Raw genomic sequence first — 18,411 nt, forward strand, 5'->3', positions numbered from 1 at the left:
TGGAAAACTCCAGCCGAGCGCCTACGTGATTTACTACTAACCACCTAACCAGCAGGTGTTGCAACGACCCCTTGAAACCGCCAGGTGCGGGGCCGTCGTCGTGCGTCAGCAGGGCTACTGGGCCGCGGTACCTGCGGCCCGGCGGTCGGGTGCGTCCCGGTGTGCTGTTCCGTCGTCCGAGGTCCACACCTTGATGATGGACCACGCGACGGCGGTGATGGGGACGGCCAGGACCGCGCCCACGATGCCGGCCAGGAGGGTGCCGGCGGTCAGGGCCAGCAGGATGACCAGTGCGTGCAGCTGGAGGGACTTGCCCATTACCACCGGCTGCAGGAGGTTGCCTTCGAGCTGGTTCACGGCCACCACCACTGCCACCACAATCAGCGCCACCACGGGCCCGTTGGCCACCAGCGCCACGAGGGCCGCGAGGATGCCCGCCATGGTGGCGCCCACGATGGGGATGAACGCACCGATGAAGACCACCATGGCCAGGGGCAGTGCCAGCGGAACCTGCAGGACCAGCAGCGCCGCGCCAATGCCCAAAGTGTCCACCAGGGCCACGATCGCCGTCCCGCGGACATAGCCGCCCAGGACTTCCTGGCTCCTGGTACCCACCCGGCGCAGGCGGCTGGCCCGTTCGCCCTTGAACGGGCTGATCAGGAAGGCCCAGATCCGCTCGCCGTCCTTGAGGAAGAAAAACAGGATCACCACCAGGAGCACGGCGCCGGTCAGGAACTCCGTCACCACGGACAGCCCGGTGATGGCGCCGGACCTGGCCTGGCTGCTGGTGGCGAAGTCCACAATCGCATCCCGGGCCGAGTCGATTTGCGCCGCGTCGATGGGCAGTGGACCGTTGAGGAGGAACTCCTGCAGCTGGTCCACACCCTCGCTTGCCTGCTGGACCAGGTCATCCCACTGGCTCCGGACGGAGAAGTAGATGACGGTGAACACCCCGCCCAGGACGGCCAGGAGGGCAATGAAAGCGATGACGGTGGCGAGGGCATCGTTGATGCCGCGGCGCTTGAGGATGTTGACGAACGGGCTGATCGCGGCCGCCAGGATCAGCGCGATCAGCATCGGGATCACCAGCAGCTTGACCTGCAGGAGCGCAAACACGGCCACCACTGAGACCGCGAGGATCAGCAGGGTCTGTGCGGCCCGGATGCCCACCCGGCCGTAGCCGTCGCCCCATAGCTGCTGCGGGGTTTTGCTGCCGGGCTCGGGGACTGCGGCGTCGTGGGCGGGGCACGTGCCGCGGTGATGGCGGGAGAACAGGGCCATGGAGTGGCTCCTCTGGGGTTAAAGGACACCGCTGGAACGCGGCGGAAGTACGGATCTTGCTCAGCCAGTAAGCCTACTGACCTCCTGGGCTGCGGCGAAACGGGGTCGGCTCAGCCGGCCAGCCACTCCGCGCACGTGTTCAGGTTGCGGTTCACGGTGGCCACGGCGGCGTCCGCGTCCCCGCGTTCAATGGCAGCCAGCAGCACCCCGTGCCCCTCCTGCGGCAGCCCCGCAAACCCCGGCCGGCGCTGCTGGCTCAGGAGGTCCTGGTGGAACACGGTGCCAAAGCTGGCGTAAAGCTCGAACAGCAGCGGGTTGCCGGAAGCCAGTGCCACCCGCTCGTGGAAGCCCCAGTCGGCCAGCGCCCACGCCTCAACGTCACCGGACTGCCACGCCCGGTCCCGGTCGGCGAGCAAACCGCGCAGGGCTGTGACGTCGTCGGCCGTGGCATTGCGGGCGGCCAGGCGCGCGGCCTGCGTGTCCAGCCCTACCCGGACCTCCAGGATGTGCTGTTCGGTGTGGTCCTGGTACATGCGGCGGGCGGCGCCGGGCATCTCGCTGGTGGCCCGGACGTAGGTGCCGTCGCCGCGGCGCACTTCGAGGATGCCGCTGTGGGCCAGCGCCTTGACCGCTTCCCGGAGGGTGCCGCGGGAAATGCCCAGCCCGGCCATCAGTTCGGGCTCGGCCGGGATGCGGTGGTGCAGCGGCCATTCGCCGGAATGGACCATGGCGCGGAGCTTGTCGGTGGCCTCGGCGGCGAGCGGCCGGCGCGGCGAGGGGGTCAGTGCCATGGCCTACTTCTTCCCGCCGGTGATCAGGTGCCCCACCACAACCTGGACCACGGCCAGGCCCAGGAGGATGGCCAGCGGAAGGCCCCAGCCGCCGGTGGCGCTGTGCAGCAGGCCCATGCCGAACGGTCCGGCGGTGGCCAGCAGGTAGCCCGTGGACTGGGCCAGGGTGGACAGTGCCGTGGTTTCGGAGGTGGTGGAGCCGCTGCGGCTGATCATCACCATCACCAGGGGGAAGATGCCCAGGCCGAAGCCCAGCAGGACCGCCGGGATGAAGGCCAGGTCCACGGGGAGGGCCATCAGCGTCACCAGGCCTGCCACCATGGTGAGGCTGACCAGGTAGAAGGCCGGCCGCAGCATCCGGGGGCGGGAGCCGATGGCGATCAGGATCATGCCTGCCGGGACGGAGACCAGCTGCATCAGCCCGAACATCAGGCCGCTGTCTGAGGCGCTCATGCCTTGGGTGGTGAGCAGGTAGGGGAACCAGCTCAGCAGGGCGTAGGCCAGCAGCGCCTGCAGCGAGAAGATGGCGGTGAGGAGCTGGCCTTTCCGGGTGCGCAGCAGCGGCCACGGCGAAACGCGCACTGAGGCGGCGCGGGTGCTGTTGCGGTGCGCGTGCAGGGCCACGGGGATAAAGCCGAGGAATGCGGCGACGGCGGTAAACCCGATGGCGCCGACGGCGGCGGACGGCGAACCGAGCGCCTGCGCCAGGGGCACCACGGCCACCGCCGTTACGGTGGCGCCGGTGGTCATGGTCACCGTATAAACGGCCGTCATCAGGGAGGTCCGGTCCGCGAAGTGCTCCCGGATGAACGCCGGCATGGCCACGTTGCACACGGCCAGCCCGGACATGCCCAGCACGCTTCCGGCCACCAGCATGCCCGTGGCCGGGATGCCGCGGAGCAGGAGCCCGCCGGCCAGCATGGCCAGGGCCAGCAGGATGGCCTTCTCCACGCCCAGTTTGCCCGTCAACCACGACGTTGCGGCACCCGCCACCGCGAAGCACAGGGTGGGAATGGACGGAATAACGGCAGCCACCAGGGCGCCGTAGCCCAGGACCGCCTGCAGGTCGTGCAGCAGCGCCGACGCGCCGGTGATGCCCGCACGGAGGTTCAGGCCGATCAGGACCAATGCGATCACGCCAAAGACGACGGCAGACACCGGCTTCGGGGCAGGGGTGCCGACTGCTGAATCTTTGGCTCCCGTCACGGCAAGGGGTGCCGGGGCGGGCGCCAGGGTGGGTTCCAGGGCAGGGGGAGGTGATGAGGCGGGCATGCCTCCAGCCTAAAGGTTGGACGTTTGATGTTTGGCGTTCTGTGGCCAACCTCTCCAACCAGCCCCTACCAAGGGCCATAGACTGCAAAAGGACCGTCGGCCACGCCCGGCGCACGCGCTGCATCACCACGGAAGGATGGCTGTGAAGGCTTCCCAGGGACTTGAAGTCGAGAAGAAGTACGACGTCGGCGAGGAGGCCGGGGTGCCGGACCTCTCCGGACTTCCCGGGGTGGCGCGGGTGGGGGACCCGCACGAGGCGCTGCTGGAGGCGGTGTACTTCGACACCGCAGACCACGCATTGGAGGCACGGCGGATTACACTCCGCCGCCGGACCGGCGGGGCCGATGCGGGTTGGCACCTGAAACTGCCGCCGGCAATCGCCGACGCGGCAGCGGTTGCCGCTGCGCCCGGTGACGCGCCCCAGGTGCGGCAGGAACTGCACGCCCCGCTGGGCCAGCCGGACGTGGTTCCGGACAGCCTGCTGGCATACCTGCAGGTGCACCTGCGGGGAGCGGAGGTGGCCCCTGTGGCCCGGCTGGCAACCCGCCGGATCACCCATGCCCTCTACGCAGCGGACGGCCTGCACCTGGCGGACCTGGCGGACGACAGGGTCACCGCAGGGAAACTCCCCGGGGACGGCGCCGACCAGCAGTGGCGGGAATGGGAATTCGAACTGGTCCATGGAAGTGCTGACCTGTTCGGCCCGGCAGGGGAACTGCTGGCCGCAGCCGGTGCGGCCCCGTCGGGGCACGCCTCCAAGCTGGTCCGCGCCCTGGGTGGGAAAAAGCTGAAGAGCCGCCACCTGGACAGCACCCCGGTCCTGCTGGCCGGCAAGAAAGCCCCGGCTGCCGCCGTCGTGACCGTTTACGTCGCAACACAAGTTGGCCAGCTCGTGGCGCTGGATCCGGCCGTCCGGCTGGAGGAAACAAATGCCGTGCACGACATGCGGACCGCCACCCGGCGGCTGCGCTCCGTGCTGGCGGCCTACCGGAAGCTGTATTCGGCGGTCCAGGTGCGCAGGCTGCAAAGCGAACTCAAGTGGCTCGCCGCGCAACTGGGGGCTCCCCGCGACGCGGAGGTCATGGCCGCCCTGCTGCAGGAGCCGCTGGCCGCGCTGCCGGCAGGCAACGGTGCGGATGCGGTCCGGCAGCGGATCAGCCAGCACACCGGGACCAGTTTTGACGCCGGCTACCGCACGCTGCTCGGAGCACTGGGATCCGCCCGGTACTTCCGGCTCCTGGACGACCTGGAGGCCTTCCGCGACAACCCGCCGGTCCGGACCGGCCCGGTGGCGGCCGGGAAGAAAGTGACGGCGAAGGCGGTGGACAAGTCCGCTGCCAGGCTGCGCAGGGCCCACAAAGCGGCCGCCCACGCGCGGCGCGGAACCGACCACCACCGGGCCCTGCACCAGATCCGCAAGGACGCGAAGCGGCTCCGGCACGTGGCTGAATCGGCCGTTCCGGTGCACGGCAAGCGGGCCGGAAAGGTGGCCCGGGCGGCACACAGCCAGCAGAAGTTCCTGGGCGCGTTCAACGATGCAGTCCTGGCCCGGGAACTGCTGGCCTCCCTGGTGCAGGCCGCCGACCAGCCGGACACCGCTGCGGCGCTCGCGGCTTTGATCAGTGGCCAGGAGGAGCAGATGGCGGCGTCCGTGGCCGGCTACCGGAAGGCGCGGAAGAAGTCGAAGGCCCTGCTGAACCGCGGCGTGATCTAGGGGACGGGGTCAGGCTGCCCGCGCCAGGAGCAGGTCCGCGAGCGGGAGCCTGGCCGCAGGCAGGTCCGCCGCTGCGGACACCGCCGCAGCGTAGCCGTCCGGGGCTGGGACGGCAGCCGCCGTCAGGCCATGGACCTGCGGGGTGCCGGGGCAGTCGGCGCGGAGCAGGGTGCGCTCCGGCGTTCCGGCGTCGACCGGTGCCAGGTGCACGGCCGCGGGCGTCACCGACAGGCCCAGCCCGGCGGCCTTGAGGACCGCTTCCTTAGCCACCCACAACCGCAGCCGTGCCGGAACGTCCTGCGGCGCCAGGCTGAGGCGTTCATCCGTTGAGGCCACGTAGTCGTCAAAACCCTTGAACAGGTTTCCGGGCACCAGTTCGATGTCGGCCCCCACCGGGGTGCCGGCCGGGCCGGCGGCGGCCATCACTGCGCCGTGGCTGCGGGAGAGGCTCAGGCTCAGGCCCGCCACTTCGGGTTTTCCGTGGGCTGTGCTGCCGCAGCCGGCGCAGCTGCGGGTGACCTGAAGGTGCCGGGCTGCCAGCGGCTGCCGGCCCAGCTGCCGCGCCGCCAGGAGTCGGAACAGGGCATGTGAAGCGGCGTAGTCCAGCCGGTCCCCGGCCCGGGTGTACTTCCTGGCTGCCTCCGCTTCGGCGGGGGACAGGTACACGGCCAGGCCGCCGGTGGGGGCGCAGGCCAGCTCCAGGTCCCGGGACAGGGCGCTGAGGAAAACAGTGCCCTGTCCCGGCCCGGCAGTGGTCATCGCTTGCTGATCCGCCGGTACTGGGCGATGGCCAGCGGCGCGAACAGGGCGATGATGGCCACGCTGCAGAGAATCGAGTACAGCACGGCGTTATCTGCAGGCCAGCCGCCAGGAACGCCGAACCCTGCCGGGGCGGCATTGCCGAACAACTCGCGGGCTGAGGTGGCAACGGCGGTCACGGGGTTCCATTCCGCGATGGTCCGCAGCGGTCCGGGCAGCGTATCCACAGAGACAAACGCGCCGGAAATGAACGTCACAGGGAACAGCCAGACGAGGCCCAGGCTCTGGGCCACCTCCACGCTCCTGGCGGTCAGCGCGATGACGGCACCGATCCAGGACACGGCGAAGGCGAACAGCAGCAGCAGGCCCAGGGCGGCCAGCGCCTGTCCGGGGCCGCCGGTGATGCGCCAGCCGATGGCCAGGCCGCACACCATGGTGGCAGCGACCGATAGCACGCTGGTGGCCAGGTCTGAGGTGGTGCGGCCCAGGATCACGGCAACCCGGGACATGGGCAGCGACCGGAACCGGTCAATGAGCCCCAGCTGCAGGTCCTTGGCCAGGTACACGGCCGTGAAGGACGCGTTAAAGGTCAGGGTCTGGGCCAGGATTCCGCCGATGAGGAAGCTGCGGTACTGGTCCCCGCCCAGGGTTCCGCCAAACACAAACCCCAGCAGGAGCACAAACATAATGGGCTGGACGAGGCCGGTGACCATGGCGCCGGGGGTGCGCAGGACGTTGAGCAGGTTGCGCCGGGCGATGACGGAGCTGTCGCGGGCGGCGGCGGTGAGGGCGCTCATGCTGCCACCTCCTCTTTCTGCCGGGCCTGGTCCGCGGCGTGGCCGGTGAGCTGCAGGAAAACGTCGTCAAGGGTGGGCCGGCGGAGCGAGGCTTCCTCCACCGGGATGCCCACGGCGTCAAGGTCGGAGAGGATGCGCACCAGCGTCCGGTGCCCCTGCGGGGCGGCAATGGACACGCCCAGGTTTTGCGGGTCGATGTCAGGGCTGACGCCGGAGCCGGTTGCGGCGTCCAGGGCTGCAGCGGCGGCGGAAAGGTCGGAGGCGTACCGCAGCACAACGCTGATGCGTTCCGTGCCGGCGCTTTGCTTCAGTTCGGTGGCGGTGCCCTCAGCGATGACCCTGCCGTGGTTAATGACGGCGATATTGTCGGCCAACCGGTCGGCTTCCTCGAGGTACTGCGTGGTCAGCAGCACGGTGGTGCCATCCGACACCAGCCTCGAAACAACATCCCAGGTGTCCAGCCGGCCGCGGGGGTCCAGGCCGGTGGTGGGCTCATCGAGCACCACCACTTTGGGCCGGGCCACAATCGCGCCGGCCAGGTCCAGGCGCCGCCGCATGCCGCCGGAGAATGTTCCGGACCGTTTATTGGCGACGTCCGTGAGGCGGAAGCCTTCCAGCAGTTCATGTGCCCGGGCCGACGCGGTGCGGCGGTTCATGCCGTACAGCCGGCCCACCATGTGCAGGTTTTCGAAGGCGGTGAGTTTTTCGTCCACGGCCGCGTACTGGCCAGAGAGTCCAAGGTTGCGGCGGACCAGGGCCGGCGCTGCCAGCACCGAGTGGCCGGCCACCCGGGCGTCACCGCTGTCCGGTGCCAGCAGGGTGGTGAGGATTTTGACGGTGGTGGTCTTGCCGGAGCCGTTGGGTCCCAGCAATCCCAGGACTGTCCCTTCCCCTGCGTGCAGGGACAGTCCGTCCAGGGCCTTAAAACTGCCGAACGACTTGCTGACGTTCTCGATCCGGATCACTGCGAAGCGGCGAGTTCGGCAACTTTGCGCGGCGCCATGTCGGTCCACGTCCGGGCGACGTAGTCCAGGCAGGCCTCGCGGTTGTCGGGGCCGAACATGGTGACCCAGCCCTGCGGCACTGCTGCGAACTCCGGCCAGAGGGAGTGCTGCTGGAAGTCATTGACCAGTACGGAGAACGTTGCGGATTTGTCGTCGAAGGGGTTCGTCATGGTGACCTTTCCTGTCGGTTCTGTCGTCGTAAGGGGCGTCCCGTGTGCAACAGGAGCATCATCTGTTATTCGGCTCCGGCGCCCAGGTGGATGGCCAGCGCCGGCATGATTGTGCTGAGAGCCCGGTCACTTAGGAGCTGGGAGTGCCGGTCCGGGACGGGGATGTCGGTGATGGTTCCGGTGACGTAGGGGGTCCAGGACGTGGCGTCCGGGGTGCCGGCCGGTACCTGTTCGGTGGCACTGAAGAAGAGCAGGTCGCCGGCGAACACCTGCGGGCGTTCGTCCCTGATCAGCCGCGCCAACGCGGGGAAGTTCCCGGCCATGGCTTCTACGGAGTCGGTGGGAACGGTGCCCAGCGGGTTGTGGTTTTCGCGCAGGATTTCCTGGGCCCGGTGGACATCCACCGCCGCCAGGTCCTCGCCGGCCTGGTCATAGCCCTGTGCCTCGAGGTAGCTGGCCCAGAGGCCTGCCCCGCTGCCCGCTTCCGCGTTGGACTCCTGGTTGTCCGGGAAGGCATCCAGGATGGCCAGGAACGCCACCTCATGGCCCAGGTCCTGCAGCCTCGTGGCCAGCCGGTGGGCCAGGTAGCCGCCGAAGGACCAGCCCAGCAGGTGGTACGGGCCTTCCGGCTGCACGGAACGGATCTGCGCGATGTAGTCATCGGCCAGGGCCGTCAGCGTTGCGGCGTCCACCGGGTGCGTGTTGCCAGGTTCCAGGCCAGGCATCTGCAGCCCGATCAGCGGCCGCTCCGGGTCCAGCCGGCCCAGCATGGCGGCGAAGCCCCAGCCGATCCCGGACGCCGGGTGCACGGCAAACAGCGGCGCCTTGCTCCCGGCGGTGCGCAGCGGCAGCAGCTGCCGCAGGCTGTCCGCGGCGCTTTCCGCCCCGCCCTTGGCAGCCTCGGCGAGCAGGCCTTCGACAGTGGGTGCCCGGAACAGGGACTGGACCTGCAGGTCAGTGCCCAGCGCGGCATTGATCTTGGCGATCAGCGGCCTGGCCAGGAATGAGTGCCCGCCCAGTTCGAAGAAGGACTCGTCCACGCCGGCGCGGTCCAGGGACAGCACCTCGGCGAAAATGCCGGCCACCGTCTTTTCCTGCGGCGTCCGCGGGGTGAGTCCCGCAGCCCGGGTGGCGGTGCCGGGATCGGGCAGCGCGGCCGTGTCCACCTTGCCGTGCGGCGTCAGCGGCACCGCCGGGATGACCAGGACTGCTGCCGGGACCATGTAGTCCGGCAGGAGCGCCCGGACATGGCTGCGGGCGGCGTCGGGCAGGCCTGCTGCAGGCCCGCCGTCGGACGGAACCACGTACCCCACCAGGCGCGCCGCGGCCCCGCTGCCAAAGGAGCGGACGACGGCGGCACGCACCCCGGGTGCGCCGCGCAGGGCGTTTTCAACTTCCCCGGTTTCCACGCGGAAGCCGCGGATTTTCAGCTGGCCGTCGTTGCGGCCGGCAAACACGAGGCGGCCGTCGGCGTGCCGGAACACCACGTCGCCGGTGCGGTACATCCGCTCGCCGCCGCCGTGGAAGGGGTCTGCCACAAAGCGCTCCGCGGTGAGGTCCGGCCGGCCGCGGTAGCCGCGGGCCAGCTGGGTCCCGGCGATGTACAGCTCACCGGCGGCGCCGGGCAGCGTGTGCTGCAGCCTGTCATCCAGGACGTACAGCCGGGTGCCCGGGGTGGGCCGGCCCAGCTCCGGGGTGTCGCTGCCAGCCACCGCAGCCACCACGGTGTCCACCGTGGCCTCGGTGGGGCCATAGAGGTTCCAGGCCCGCACACCGGGAAGTGCCGCGACGGAGGTCCAGAGGCCGGCGTCGAACGCTTCCCCGCCCAGGGCGAGGCTGAACGCGTCGGCGCCACTTGCATGGCTGGCCAGGAGCCCGGCGAAGTCCGGTTCGGCCAGGAGCTGGCGGAGGTAACCCGGCGTGGTTTCCCATGCGCTGATGCCCTGCGCGGCGAAGTAGGCGGCGAGCCCGGCCGGGTCCCGGCGGAGGTCGTCGGAGACCACGTGCAGCTCGTGCCCGGCCACCAGCCAGAGGATCGGATCCCAGGAGGCGTCGAAGCCCACGCCGGTGGTGTGGGCCACCTTGCGCCGGGTGATCCCGGCGAGCAGGGTTTCCCGGTGCGCTGCCAGCAGGGCCGCCAACGCGCCGTGGCTGACTTCCACACCCTTGGGCCGGCCGGTGGACCCGGACGTAAACATCACGGAGGCCAGGTCCCGCGGCGAGGGGGCGTAGGGGACGGCGTCCCCGGCGGCCTCCGTGCCGATGAGCTCCTCAAGCAGGAGTACCCGCGGTTGGGTGGCCAGGCCGGCGATGATGCCGTCCAGCCGGCCTGACACGCCAGCCGTGGTCAGCACCACCGGCGGGGCGGCGTCCTCAAGGATGGCGGCCACCCGGTGGTCCGGGTATTCGGTGTCGATCGGGTTGTAGGCAGCCCCGGCGGCCAGCACCCCGAGGAGGCCCTGGACCGTTCCGGCGGAGCGGGGCAGCAGCACGGACACCGTGCCCCCGCCTGCCCCGGCCGTGGTGAGCCCGGCGGCGATGCGTCCCACGGAAGCCGCCAGGTCCGCAAACGTGGTGGCGGCGCCGTCGGCCACCAGTGCCACGGCGTCCGGGGTGGCGCTGACGGTGGCGGCAAACGCGGAGAGGAGATCCGCATCCACGGCGTGATCTGCCGACTGGGAGCGGGACCCTGCGGTGGCTGCCATGAGACGGCGGGCTTCGGGGCCGGCCAGCAGCGGCAGGGCCGAGAGCGGCGTGTCGGGAGCTGCCGAGGCGAGGTCAAGCAGGCGCAGGAAACCGTCCACCAGGCGTTGCGCCGTACCCGGTTCGAACATGGCGGCGTTGTAGTCCAGCGTGCCCGCCAGGGTGCCGTCGTCGCCGGGCCGGAAGGTGAAGGAGAGGTCGAACTTGGCCTCGCCGGACCCGGTTTCGGGCTCGGCGCTCACCGTAACGCCGGGCAGCTGGGGGACTGCCGGTGCGTCGCTGTCCACCGTGAGCATGGTCTGGAAGAGCGGATGCCGGCCCAGCTCACGCTCCGGCGCCACGGCTTCGACGAGCCGTTCGAACGGCACGTCGTCATTCTCGAACGCGTCCAGGATGCCGGCCCGGGACCGGCCCAGCAGCGTGCGCAGGTCCGGATCGCCGCCGGCGCTGACGCGCAGGGGCAGGGTGTTCACAAAGAAACCCACCAGCGGGGCAAGCAGCGGATCCGGACGGCCCGCGGTGGGGGAGCCAATCACCAGGTCATCGCCCGCGCCGGCCCGGTACAGGAACGCGGCAAGGCCGGCGTGAAGTGCCATAAACAGGCTGGCGTTCGACGACGACGCCAGGCTGTTCAGCGCCTTAACGCTTGCGGAATCCACCTGGAAGCCCAGCTGGCCGCCGGGTTGGCGCGGCTCGCGGGGCCGGCGGTGGTCAGCCGGGAGCATCAGTTCGGCGGGGATGCCGGCCAGTGCCTGCTGCCAGTGCGTCACCTTGGCCTCGAGCGCCGGGCCGGCCAGCTGCCGGCGCTGCCAGGTGCTGAAGTCGGCATACTGCAGCGGCAGCGGGTGCTGCTGTGCTGCCGTGTAGGCCAGGGACAGGTCCTGGGCCAACGGCGCCAGGGAGGCGCCGTCGCTGGCGATGTGGTGCATCACCAGGTGCAGCACCCACTGGTCCTGTCCGCCGTCGGCCGGGAGCCGGATCAGCCGGGCGCGCAGCGGGATGTCGGACCGGACGTCGAAGCCTTGGCCGGCGTCGAGCCGCAGCAGGTCCTGGACGTCAGCCTGGGAACCGGCGGTGCTGACGGCCAGGGCCATGGCGGTGCCGGACGAAGCGGTTGTGCCGGTTGAACCCGGATCGCCTGGTCCTGGATCGCCTGAACCAGCGGCATCAGGAGCGGGCAGGATCAGCTGTTCCGGGACGCCGGACGTTTCCGGGTACACGGTCCGGAGGATTTCGTGCCGCCGGAACAGGGCGGCCACGGCCTTGGCCATTGCCCGCTCGTCCAGGTTGCCGGCCAGGCGCACGGCCAGGGAAATGTTGTAATCCGCGGCGCCGGGATCCAGCTGGTTCAGGAACCACATCCGGGACTGGGCGTAGGAGAGCTCCAGGCGGTCCGGACGGGCCGAATCCGGGCCGGCCAGCCACTCGGCCAGGGGCTCGGGCAGGTCCAGGGGCAGGTCGGCAGGGCCGGCGGGAGTTGTCCCCGTGGCACTGAGCGGCGCGTCCGGGCTGGCTGCCCCCGAGTCCCCGGCGGGCGGCAGCACCGCTGCCAGCAGCGCGGCGGGCGTGGGGGCATCGAACAGGGTGCGCAGCGGCACATCGCGGCCGAACGCCTCCCGGATCTTGCCCATCATGGCGATGGCCAGCAGCGAATGGCCGCCCAGGGTGAAGAAATCATCGTCCATGGACACGGTGTCCACCGCCAGGACGGCGCCGAAGATCCCGGCCATGGTGTGCTCATCGGCGGTCTGCGGTGCGGCGCCGTGGCCGGCCCCGGCTGCCACCGGTGCGGGGAGCGCCCTGCGGTCCAGCTTGCCGTGCGAGGTCAGCGGAATCCCGGGAATGGCCATGATGATGGCCGGCACCATGTACTCCGGCAGCCGCTCCGCCGCCACGGCGCGGACGTCCTCCGGGCTGGCCGTGCCGGTGTAGTAGGACACAACGCGCTGGGCCGGATCGCCGTCGGGAAGGGCCACGGCCCGGTCCACGCCGGGAGCCAGGGCCAGGGCCGCTTCGATCTCGCCCAGTTCGATCCGGAAGCCCCGGACCTTCACCTGCTCGTCATTGCGGGCGATGAACTCCAAGGACCCGTCGGCGCGCCGGCGCACCAGGTCGCCGGTGCGGTACATCCGGCTGCCGTCCAGGGCAAAGGGGTTGGCCACAAAACGGGAAGCGGTCTCGCCTGGGCGCCCGTCATAACCCTGCGCCATTCCCGCTCCTGCCAGGTACAGTTCGCCCGGAATCCCGGCCGGGACCAGGGCCAGGTGCTGGTCCAGGACCAGGGTGTCGGTGCCTGCGATGCCGCGGCCGATGCCGGGTACCGCACCATCGATCCTGGCCGTCACGGAATCAACCGTGAACTCCGTGGGGCCGTAGAAGTTGTAAGCCTCCACTTCCGGGGTGGCGGCCAGCTTCGCCCACAGGTCGGCGGATACCGCTTCGCCACCCAGGACCAGCAGCAGCGGCAAGTCCGCCGCGGCGCCGGTGGATGCTGCCGGCGTGGCCAGGCCCAGCTGCAGGAGCTGGGTGGCGTAGGACGGCGTGGTTTCCAGGACCCCGATGCGGTGCTCCCGGCAGTAACCCACCAGTGCTTCGGCATCGGAGCGCACGGCGTCCGCCACCAGGTGCAGTTCCGCGCCCGCAACCAGCCACAGCATGGGGTCCCAGGCAGCGTCGAAACCCAGGCCGGCGATGTGGGCCACCGCAACGGTGGCGGACCCTGCGGCAGCAAACCGCGGTGCGTACAGGGTGCGGTGGTGGTGCGAGTAGAGGTTGGCCAGCGCGCCATGGGACACGGCAACGCCTTTGGGCCGGCCGGTGGAGCCGGACGTGTACAGCACGTAGGCCAGGTCATCGGCGGCGGGCCGGCATGCGGCAAGGTCGGCGGCCGGAACGTCCGCGCCGCGGGCCAGCAAAGCCTCCACGGTGACGGTCCGGAGCCCGGTGGCGCGGCTGCTTGCGGGACCGGCAACGCCGGGCGTGCCGATCACCAAGGCCGGGGCGCCGTCGTCGAGAATCATGCCGATCCGCTCCGCGGGGTAGGTGAGGTCCACGGGAATGTAGACGCCACCCGCTGCCAGGACAGCCAGCGCTGCCGTCACCACGTCGGCGGTCCGGGGCAGGGCGACGGCCACCCTGTCGCCGGGCTCCACACCGAGGGCAATCAGCCCCCGGGCTGCCGCGTCGACGCGCTGCCGCAGCTGGTCGAAGCTGAGACCGTGGCCGCGGCCGGCTGCGTCCACCACCGCGGGGGAGGCCGGGATCCGGGCGGCGGTGGCGAGGAAGGCGTCCACCACGGTGCCCTCGGGACCGTCATTGTGGTTGCCGAGGCTGTGGCCCAGCACCCGGGCGTGCTGCTCGGGCGTCTGGATGCGGAGGCGGTCCAGGGTGATGGCGGGGTCCGCCGCGAACTGTTCCACCACGGCCAGGTACCCGGCCGCGAGCTGCGCCGCGGTGCCTGGCGTGAAGAGCCCCGGGTTGAAGGCCAGGCTGCCGGTGATCCCGCCGGTGCCCTCCGCCAGGTCCAGGAGCAGGTCGAACTTGTTGCCGCCGGGCTCCTGTCCGTGGTCGGCGCTGGCATCGAGTCCGTCCATGGCGAGCTCTGCGGGGACGGTGTTCTGCAGGGTCAGCATCACCTGGAAGAGCGGATGCCGGTGCTGGGAGCGGGCCGGGTTCAGTTCCTCCACCACCCGCTCGAAGGGTGCGTCCTGGTTGGCGTATGCGTGCAGGTTGGTGTACCTGACGCTCTCCACCAGCTCGCCGGCGGTGGGGTTGCCGGACGTGTTGGTGCGCAGCACCAGGGTGTTGACGAAGAACCCCACCAGGCTGTCCAGTTGGGTGTCCGTGCGGCCGGCCACGGGTGTGCCCAGGGGGATGTCATCGCCGGCGCCGGACTTGGTGAGCAGCGCGGCCAGCGCCGCCTGCAGCACCATAAAGAGGCTGGCGCTGTGGTTCCGGGCCAGCGCGTTGAGCCGCTCCGCCGTTTCGGGGCTGATGGCCAGCGGGACGGACGACGCCGGTCCGCCGGCCGGGTGCGCTGCCTCGTCGCGGGTGCCGCGTGCGTAGTCGAACGGCAGCAGCAGCTCTTCGGGGGCGCCGCGGAGTTCGCGGGTCCAGAAGTCGAGCTGCCGGGAGATGGGGCTTTCGGGATCCGCTTCGCTGCCCAGTTCGGCGCGCTGCCACAGGGTGTAGTCGGCGTACTGCACGGGCAGCGGCGCCAGCCCGGCCTCGCCGCCGGACACGAGGCTGTTGTAGGCGGCGGACAGGTCCCGGGCCAGCGGCGCCAGGGACCAGCCATCGGCGGCAATGTGGTGCAGGGTGATGGCCAGGACATGGTGGTCCGGGGCCAGCTGGAAGAGGACGGCGCGAAGCGGCAGGTCGCGGCCCAGGTCGAACCCGCGGCCCGTTTCCGCTGCCAGCGCTGACGGCAGGTTCTGTTCGGTGCATTCCACGGCCAGAAGGGCCGGCCGGCCCTCCTCCGGGGACAGCACCCGCTGCGCCGGTTCGCCATCCACCAGCGGGAAGAGGGTCCGCAGGGTCTCGTGGCGGACGGCCAGCTGGCCGATGGCCTCCGCCAGCGCCGCCACGTCCAGTTTGCCCGGCAGGTTCAGGACCACGGGAATGTTGTAGGCACCGGATTCGGGGGCGAACCGGTTCAGGAACCACAGCCGGCGCTGGGCGAAGGACAGCGGCAGGACCTCGGGGCGTTCCGCCCTGACCAGCGGCCGCGCGGTGGCGGTGCCCAGTTCCAGGGTTTCCGCGAGCTCGGCCACGGTGGTCTTTTCAAACACCGTGCGCAGCGCCGGGGCCGATCCGGTGCGGTCCCGCAGCAGGGCCACTAGGCGGGTGGCCAGCAGGGAGTGCCCGCCGAGGTCGAAGAAATCGTCCTCAAGCCCAACGTCGGAAAGTCCCAGGACCTCCTTGAAGGCGTCGGCGACTATCCGTTCCCGTTCGTTTCGCGGGGCGGAGGCGGCGCGTTCCTGGTCCGGGACGGGCAGGGCGCGGGTGTCCAGCTTGCCGTTGGGCGTCAGCGGCAGCACAGGGATCTGGGTGATGGTGGCGGGCACCATGTAGTCGGGCAGGTGGCGCCGGGCCAGCCGGCGGAGTTCGGCGGTGTCCAGCGCGGTTAGGGCAACACCTGCGGGGGTCACATAGCCCAGGAGCTGGTCATACCCCGCCCGGTTCCGGCCCACTGTGACGGCCGCGTGTTCCACGCCGTCCAAGGCGCGCAGCACCTGCTCGATTTCGGCCAGTTCGATCCGGAAGCCCCGGATTTTGACCTGAGCGTCCAGGCGGCCCCGGAACTCCAGCGTCCCGTCCCCCTGCCGGCGCACAATGTCCCCGGTCCGGTACATCCGCGACCCGTCCACCGCGAAGGGGTCCGCCACGAAGCGCTCGGCGCTCAGGCCCGGCTGGTCAAGGTAGCCGCGGGCCAGGTTGATGCCGGCGACGTAGAGCTCACCCACGGCGTTGTCCGGGACCGGGTTCAGGCCGGAGTCCAGGATGTAGTGCCGGGTGTTGGCCACGGACCCGCCCAGGGTGGGTTCGGTGCCCGGTTCCATCACCGCAGTCAGGGAATCCACGGTGGTTTCGGTGGGGCCGTAGAAGTTGTAGGCCACCACGCCGTCCCGGCCGGCGAGGTCGTTCCAGAGCGGTGCGTCCACGGCTTCGCCGCCCAGGGCCACCACGGACGGGTGCCGGTCCTGGTCGAACAGGCCGCCGGCCACCAGCACCTTGGCGAAGGACGGGGTGGTTTCGATCGAGTCGATGCCGGTCCCGGACAGGTAGGCGCTGAGGGCCTCCGGGTCCCGGCGGGTCAGGTTGTCCACCAGGTGCAGTTCGTGCCCGCCGATGAGCCACAGGATGGGGTCCCAGGACGCGTCGAAGGACAGCCCAGCCGTGTGGGCCACCCGCAGTTTCCGGCCCAGCCGGGCCTCGGCGGGGCGGAAAATGGTGTCCCGGTGGGAGGTGTACAGGTTGAGCAGCGGCAGGTGTTCCACGCCGACGCCCTTGGGCCGGCCGGTGGAGCCGGAGGTGAAGATGACGTAAGCGAGGTCCTGCTGGCCTGCGGTGGGCAGGGGAGCGGCCGGGTCCTTGCCGGCCAGGCACGCCGCCATCAAGGCAGCGTCCAGCACGGTGACGGGGACGTCCGTCGCCAGTTCGTCGTGGCCAGGCCCGGAGTCGGAGCCTGCGGCGGTGAACGCGGTGGACGTCAGGAGCCGGACGGGGGCGGCGTCCTCGATCATGCCTTCCACGCGGCCGGCGGGGTAGTCGGGGTCCAGCGGAAGGTAGGCGGCTCCGCTTTTGAGCACAGCCAACAGGGCGATGGGGAGCAGCAGGCTCCGGTCCAGGCGGACGGCCACCGTGGTGCCCGGTCCGGCGCCGTGGCTTGCCAGGTAGCGGGCCAGCTGGTTGGAACGGGCCTCCAGTTCGGCGAAGGTGAGGGTGCCGTCCCCGGCAACCACCGCTGTCCGGTCGGGGCCGGCGGCGGCGTTGAGCTGGAATTCCTCCACGATGGTGTGGCCGGGCAAGGCCTGGTCCCCGGCATCGCCGGCCGCCAGCAGGTCCAGCTCCTCGGCCTGCGTGGTGACCGTCAGGTCCGCCAGGGTGGCGCCGGGCTGCGTGGCAACGCGTTCCAGGAGGCGGACAAACCGGTCCACGTGCTGAGCCAGGGCGGCCTGGCCGTAGAGGGCGGCGTTGGCTTCGAACTGCACTGTTGGGCTGCCGGCGCCCAGGCCGTGGACCACAATCGAGAGGTCGTCGACGGGGCCGGTGGACAGAATGTTTACGGTGCCCTGCGCCGGACCGAAAGCGATGCCGTCCAGCACGGGCAGGATGTTCACGGAGGGACCCAGGTAACCGCCCTGGGTGGGGAGGTCCTCGTAGCGGAAGCGCTGATGGACCAGGGCATTGCGGAGGTTGCGGCCCACGGCGGCTGCCGTCTCCTGGACGGTGGCTCCCGGGTCCACGGCCAGCCGGACCGGAACAATGTTGGAGAGCATGGACGGAGTGGACTTGGCCAGGTTGCCGCGGCGCGCCGTCACCGGCAGGGCAACGGAGACCTCACGCTCGCCGGTGATCCGGTGCAGGTACAGCGATGCGGCGGTCAGGATCAGGGCGGGTGCGGTGGCGGCAGCGGACTCAAGGGCAGCAGCCGCGGGGGCGCGCAGGACCCGGGCGGCGCGGACCAGCGATCCCGCGGCGGCATCCGGCCGGCCGGCGAGGCCGGTGGCGGGCGCGGCGTCTGCCAGCTCGGCGTCCCAGAAGGCTTTGTCTGCGGCGGCGGCAGGGGAGCTGGCGTACCCGGCCTCGGCGGTCAGGAGGTCCTGGAGCGGGGCGAAGGCGGGGCCGGTACCGGAAACCGGGACCCCGGCGTCGTCCGCCAGCAGGTCGTTGTAGAGGCCGGCGACGCGGCGCAGGACCAGCACGGCGGAGTAGCCGTCGAGCAGGAGGTGGTGCACCCGCTGGTAGAAGAAGTGGCGGTCCGGGGCCAGCCGGATGAGCTCGGTGTGCAGGAGCTGGTCCGTGGCGGCGTCCCGGGGCAGGCTTAGGTCGGCGTCCATCAGGGCGCGGGCCTGCGCTTCCGGGTCCGGCGCGGCTGCCAGGTCGGTGACCTCCATGGTGGCGGCACCGGGGCGGGGGTACTGGAACGGCCCGTCGGTGTCCTCGGCGAAGCCCAGGTTCAGGGCGTCCGTGCCGGCCACGGCCCGTTCCAGCGCGCTGGCCAGGACGGCCTCATCCAGGGGACCGGTGATTTCGATGAACTGCCCGATCTGGAACATCGGGTTCTCCGGTGCCAGTTTCTGCGCGTACCAGATGCCGCGCTGGGCGGGCGTCAGGTCCAGCCGGGTGGCGTCGGGGACAGCGGGGTTCAGGGAATCGTGGGACATGGTCCTTCTCTGGTTGAGGGGCGCCAGGCCC

At 70.7% G+C, this 18,411-nt stretch carries 9 protein-coding genes; 1 reads left to right on the plus strand and 8 read right to left on the minus strand.

Annotated elements, in window-relative coordinates; all coding sequences use genetic code 11:
* Positions 1-114: 114 nt before the first annotated feature.
* The 3 genes from ACU18_RS09085 to ACU18_RS09095 form a co-directional block, all read right to left on the minus strand.
* Positions 115-1,281, minus strand: a complete 1,167-nt coding sequence (locus tag ACU18_RS09085; protein WP_050685231.1) for an AI-2E family transporter — start codon at positions 1,279-1,281, stop codon at positions 115-117.
* Between the two features lie 110 nt (positions 1,282-1,391).
* Positions 1,392-2,072: a FadR/GntR family transcriptional regulator gene (locus ACU18_RS09090; protein WP_050685232.1), complete on the minus strand. Its 681-nt coding sequence runs from the start codon at positions 2,070-2,072 to the stop codon at positions 1,392-1,394.
* A gap of 3 nt (positions 2,073-2,075) precedes the next feature.
* Positions 2,076-3,344 carry an MFS transporter gene (locus ACU18_RS09095; protein ID WP_050685233.1) on the minus strand — a complete coding sequence of 423 codons (1,269 nt, stop codon included), beginning with the start codon at positions 3,342-3,344 and terminating at the stop codon, positions 2,076-2,078.
* 136 nt (positions 3,345-3,480) lie between these two features.
* Between ACU18_RS09095 and ACU18_RS09100 the strand changes: the two genes are divergently transcribed.
* Positions 3,481-5,058 carry a CYTH and CHAD domain-containing protein gene (locus ACU18_RS09100; protein WP_231686039.1) on the plus strand — a complete coding sequence of 526 codons (1,578 nt, stop codon included), beginning with the start codon at positions 3,481-3,483 and terminating at the stop codon, positions 5,056-5,058.
* 9 nt (positions 5,059-5,067) lie between these two features.
* On the opposite strand, the gene ACU18_RS09105 is transcribed toward ACU18_RS09100, so the two are convergent.
* The 5 genes from ACU18_RS09105 to ACU18_RS09125 all read right to left on the minus strand — a co-directional run bounded on the left by ACU18_RS09105 (position 5,068) and on the right by ACU18_RS09125 (position 18,380).
* A complete protein-coding gene (locus tag ACU18_RS09105) occupies positions 5,068-5,817 on the minus strand; it encodes a 4'-phosphopantetheinyl transferase family protein (protein ID WP_050685235.1) in 750 nt (249 codons plus the stop codon).
* Positions 5,814-6,614: an ABC transporter permease gene (locus ACU18_RS09110; protein WP_050685236.1), complete on the minus strand. Its 801-nt coding sequence runs from the start codon at positions 6,612-6,614 to the stop codon at positions 5,814-5,816. Before ACU18_RS09110 ends, ACU18_RS09105 begins: the two co-directional genes overlap by 4 nt.
* Complete coding sequence (locus ACU18_RS09115; protein WP_050685237.1) at positions 6,611-7,579, minus strand: ATP-binding cassette domain-containing protein; 969 nt, start codon at positions 7,577-7,579, stop codon at positions 6,611-6,613. The genes ACU18_RS09110 and ACU18_RS09115 overlap by 4 nt, the downstream gene beginning before the upstream one ends.
* Positions 7,576-7,788 carry an MbtH family protein gene (locus ACU18_RS09120; protein ID WP_050685238.1) on the minus strand — a complete coding sequence of 71 codons (213 nt, stop codon included), beginning with the start codon at positions 7,786-7,788 and terminating at the stop codon, positions 7,576-7,578. The genes ACU18_RS09115 and ACU18_RS09120 overlap by 4 nt, the downstream gene beginning before the upstream one ends.
* Before the next feature lie 65 nt (positions 7,789-7,853).
* A complete protein-coding gene (locus ACU18_RS09125; protein WP_050685239.1) occupies positions 7,854-18,380 on the minus strand; it encodes a non-ribosomal peptide synthetase in 10,527 nt (3,508 codons plus the stop codon).
* Between the last annotated feature and the right edge of the window lie 31 nt (positions 18,381-18,411).

This window comes from Arthrobacter sp. ZBG10 (genome assembly GCF_001238605.1).
Classification (GTDB): domain Bacteria; phylum Actinomycetota; class Actinomycetes; order Actinomycetales; family Micrococcaceae; genus Arthrobacter.

Bases quoted from the DNA above. Each gene is read 5' to 3' on its own strand.
- ACU18_RS09085 (WP_050685231.1), bottom strand. From the start codon at position 1,281: ATGGCCCTGTTCTCCCGCCATCACCGCGGCACGTGCCCCGCCCACGAC.
- ACU18_RS09090 (WP_050685232.1), bottom strand. From the start codon at position 2,072: ATGGCACTGACCCCCTCGCCGCGCCGGCCGCTCGCCGCCGAGGCCACC.
- ACU18_RS09095 (WP_050685233.1), bottom strand. From the start codon at position 3,344: ATGCCCGCCTCATCACCTCCCCCTGCCCTGGAACCCACCCTGGCGCCC.
- ACU18_RS09100 (WP_231686039.1), top strand. From the start codon at position 3,481: ATGGCTGTGAAGGCTTCCCAGGGACTTGAAGTCGAGAAGAAGTACGAC.
- ACU18_RS09105 (WP_050685235.1), bottom strand. From the start codon at position 5,817: ATGACCACTGCCGGGCCGGGACAGGGCACTGTTTTCCTCAGCGCCCTG.
- ACU18_RS09110 (WP_050685236.1), bottom strand. From the start codon at position 6,614: ATGAGCGCCCTCACCGCCGCCGCCCGCGACAGCTCCGTCATCGCCCGG.
- ACU18_RS09120 (WP_050685238.1), bottom strand. From the start codon at position 7,788: ATGACGAACCCCTTCGACGACAAATCCGCAACGTTCTCCGTACTGGTC.
- ACU18_RS09125 (WP_050685239.1), bottom strand. From the start codon at position 18,380: ATGTCCCACGATTCCCTGAACCCCGCTGTCCCCGACGCCACCCGGCTG.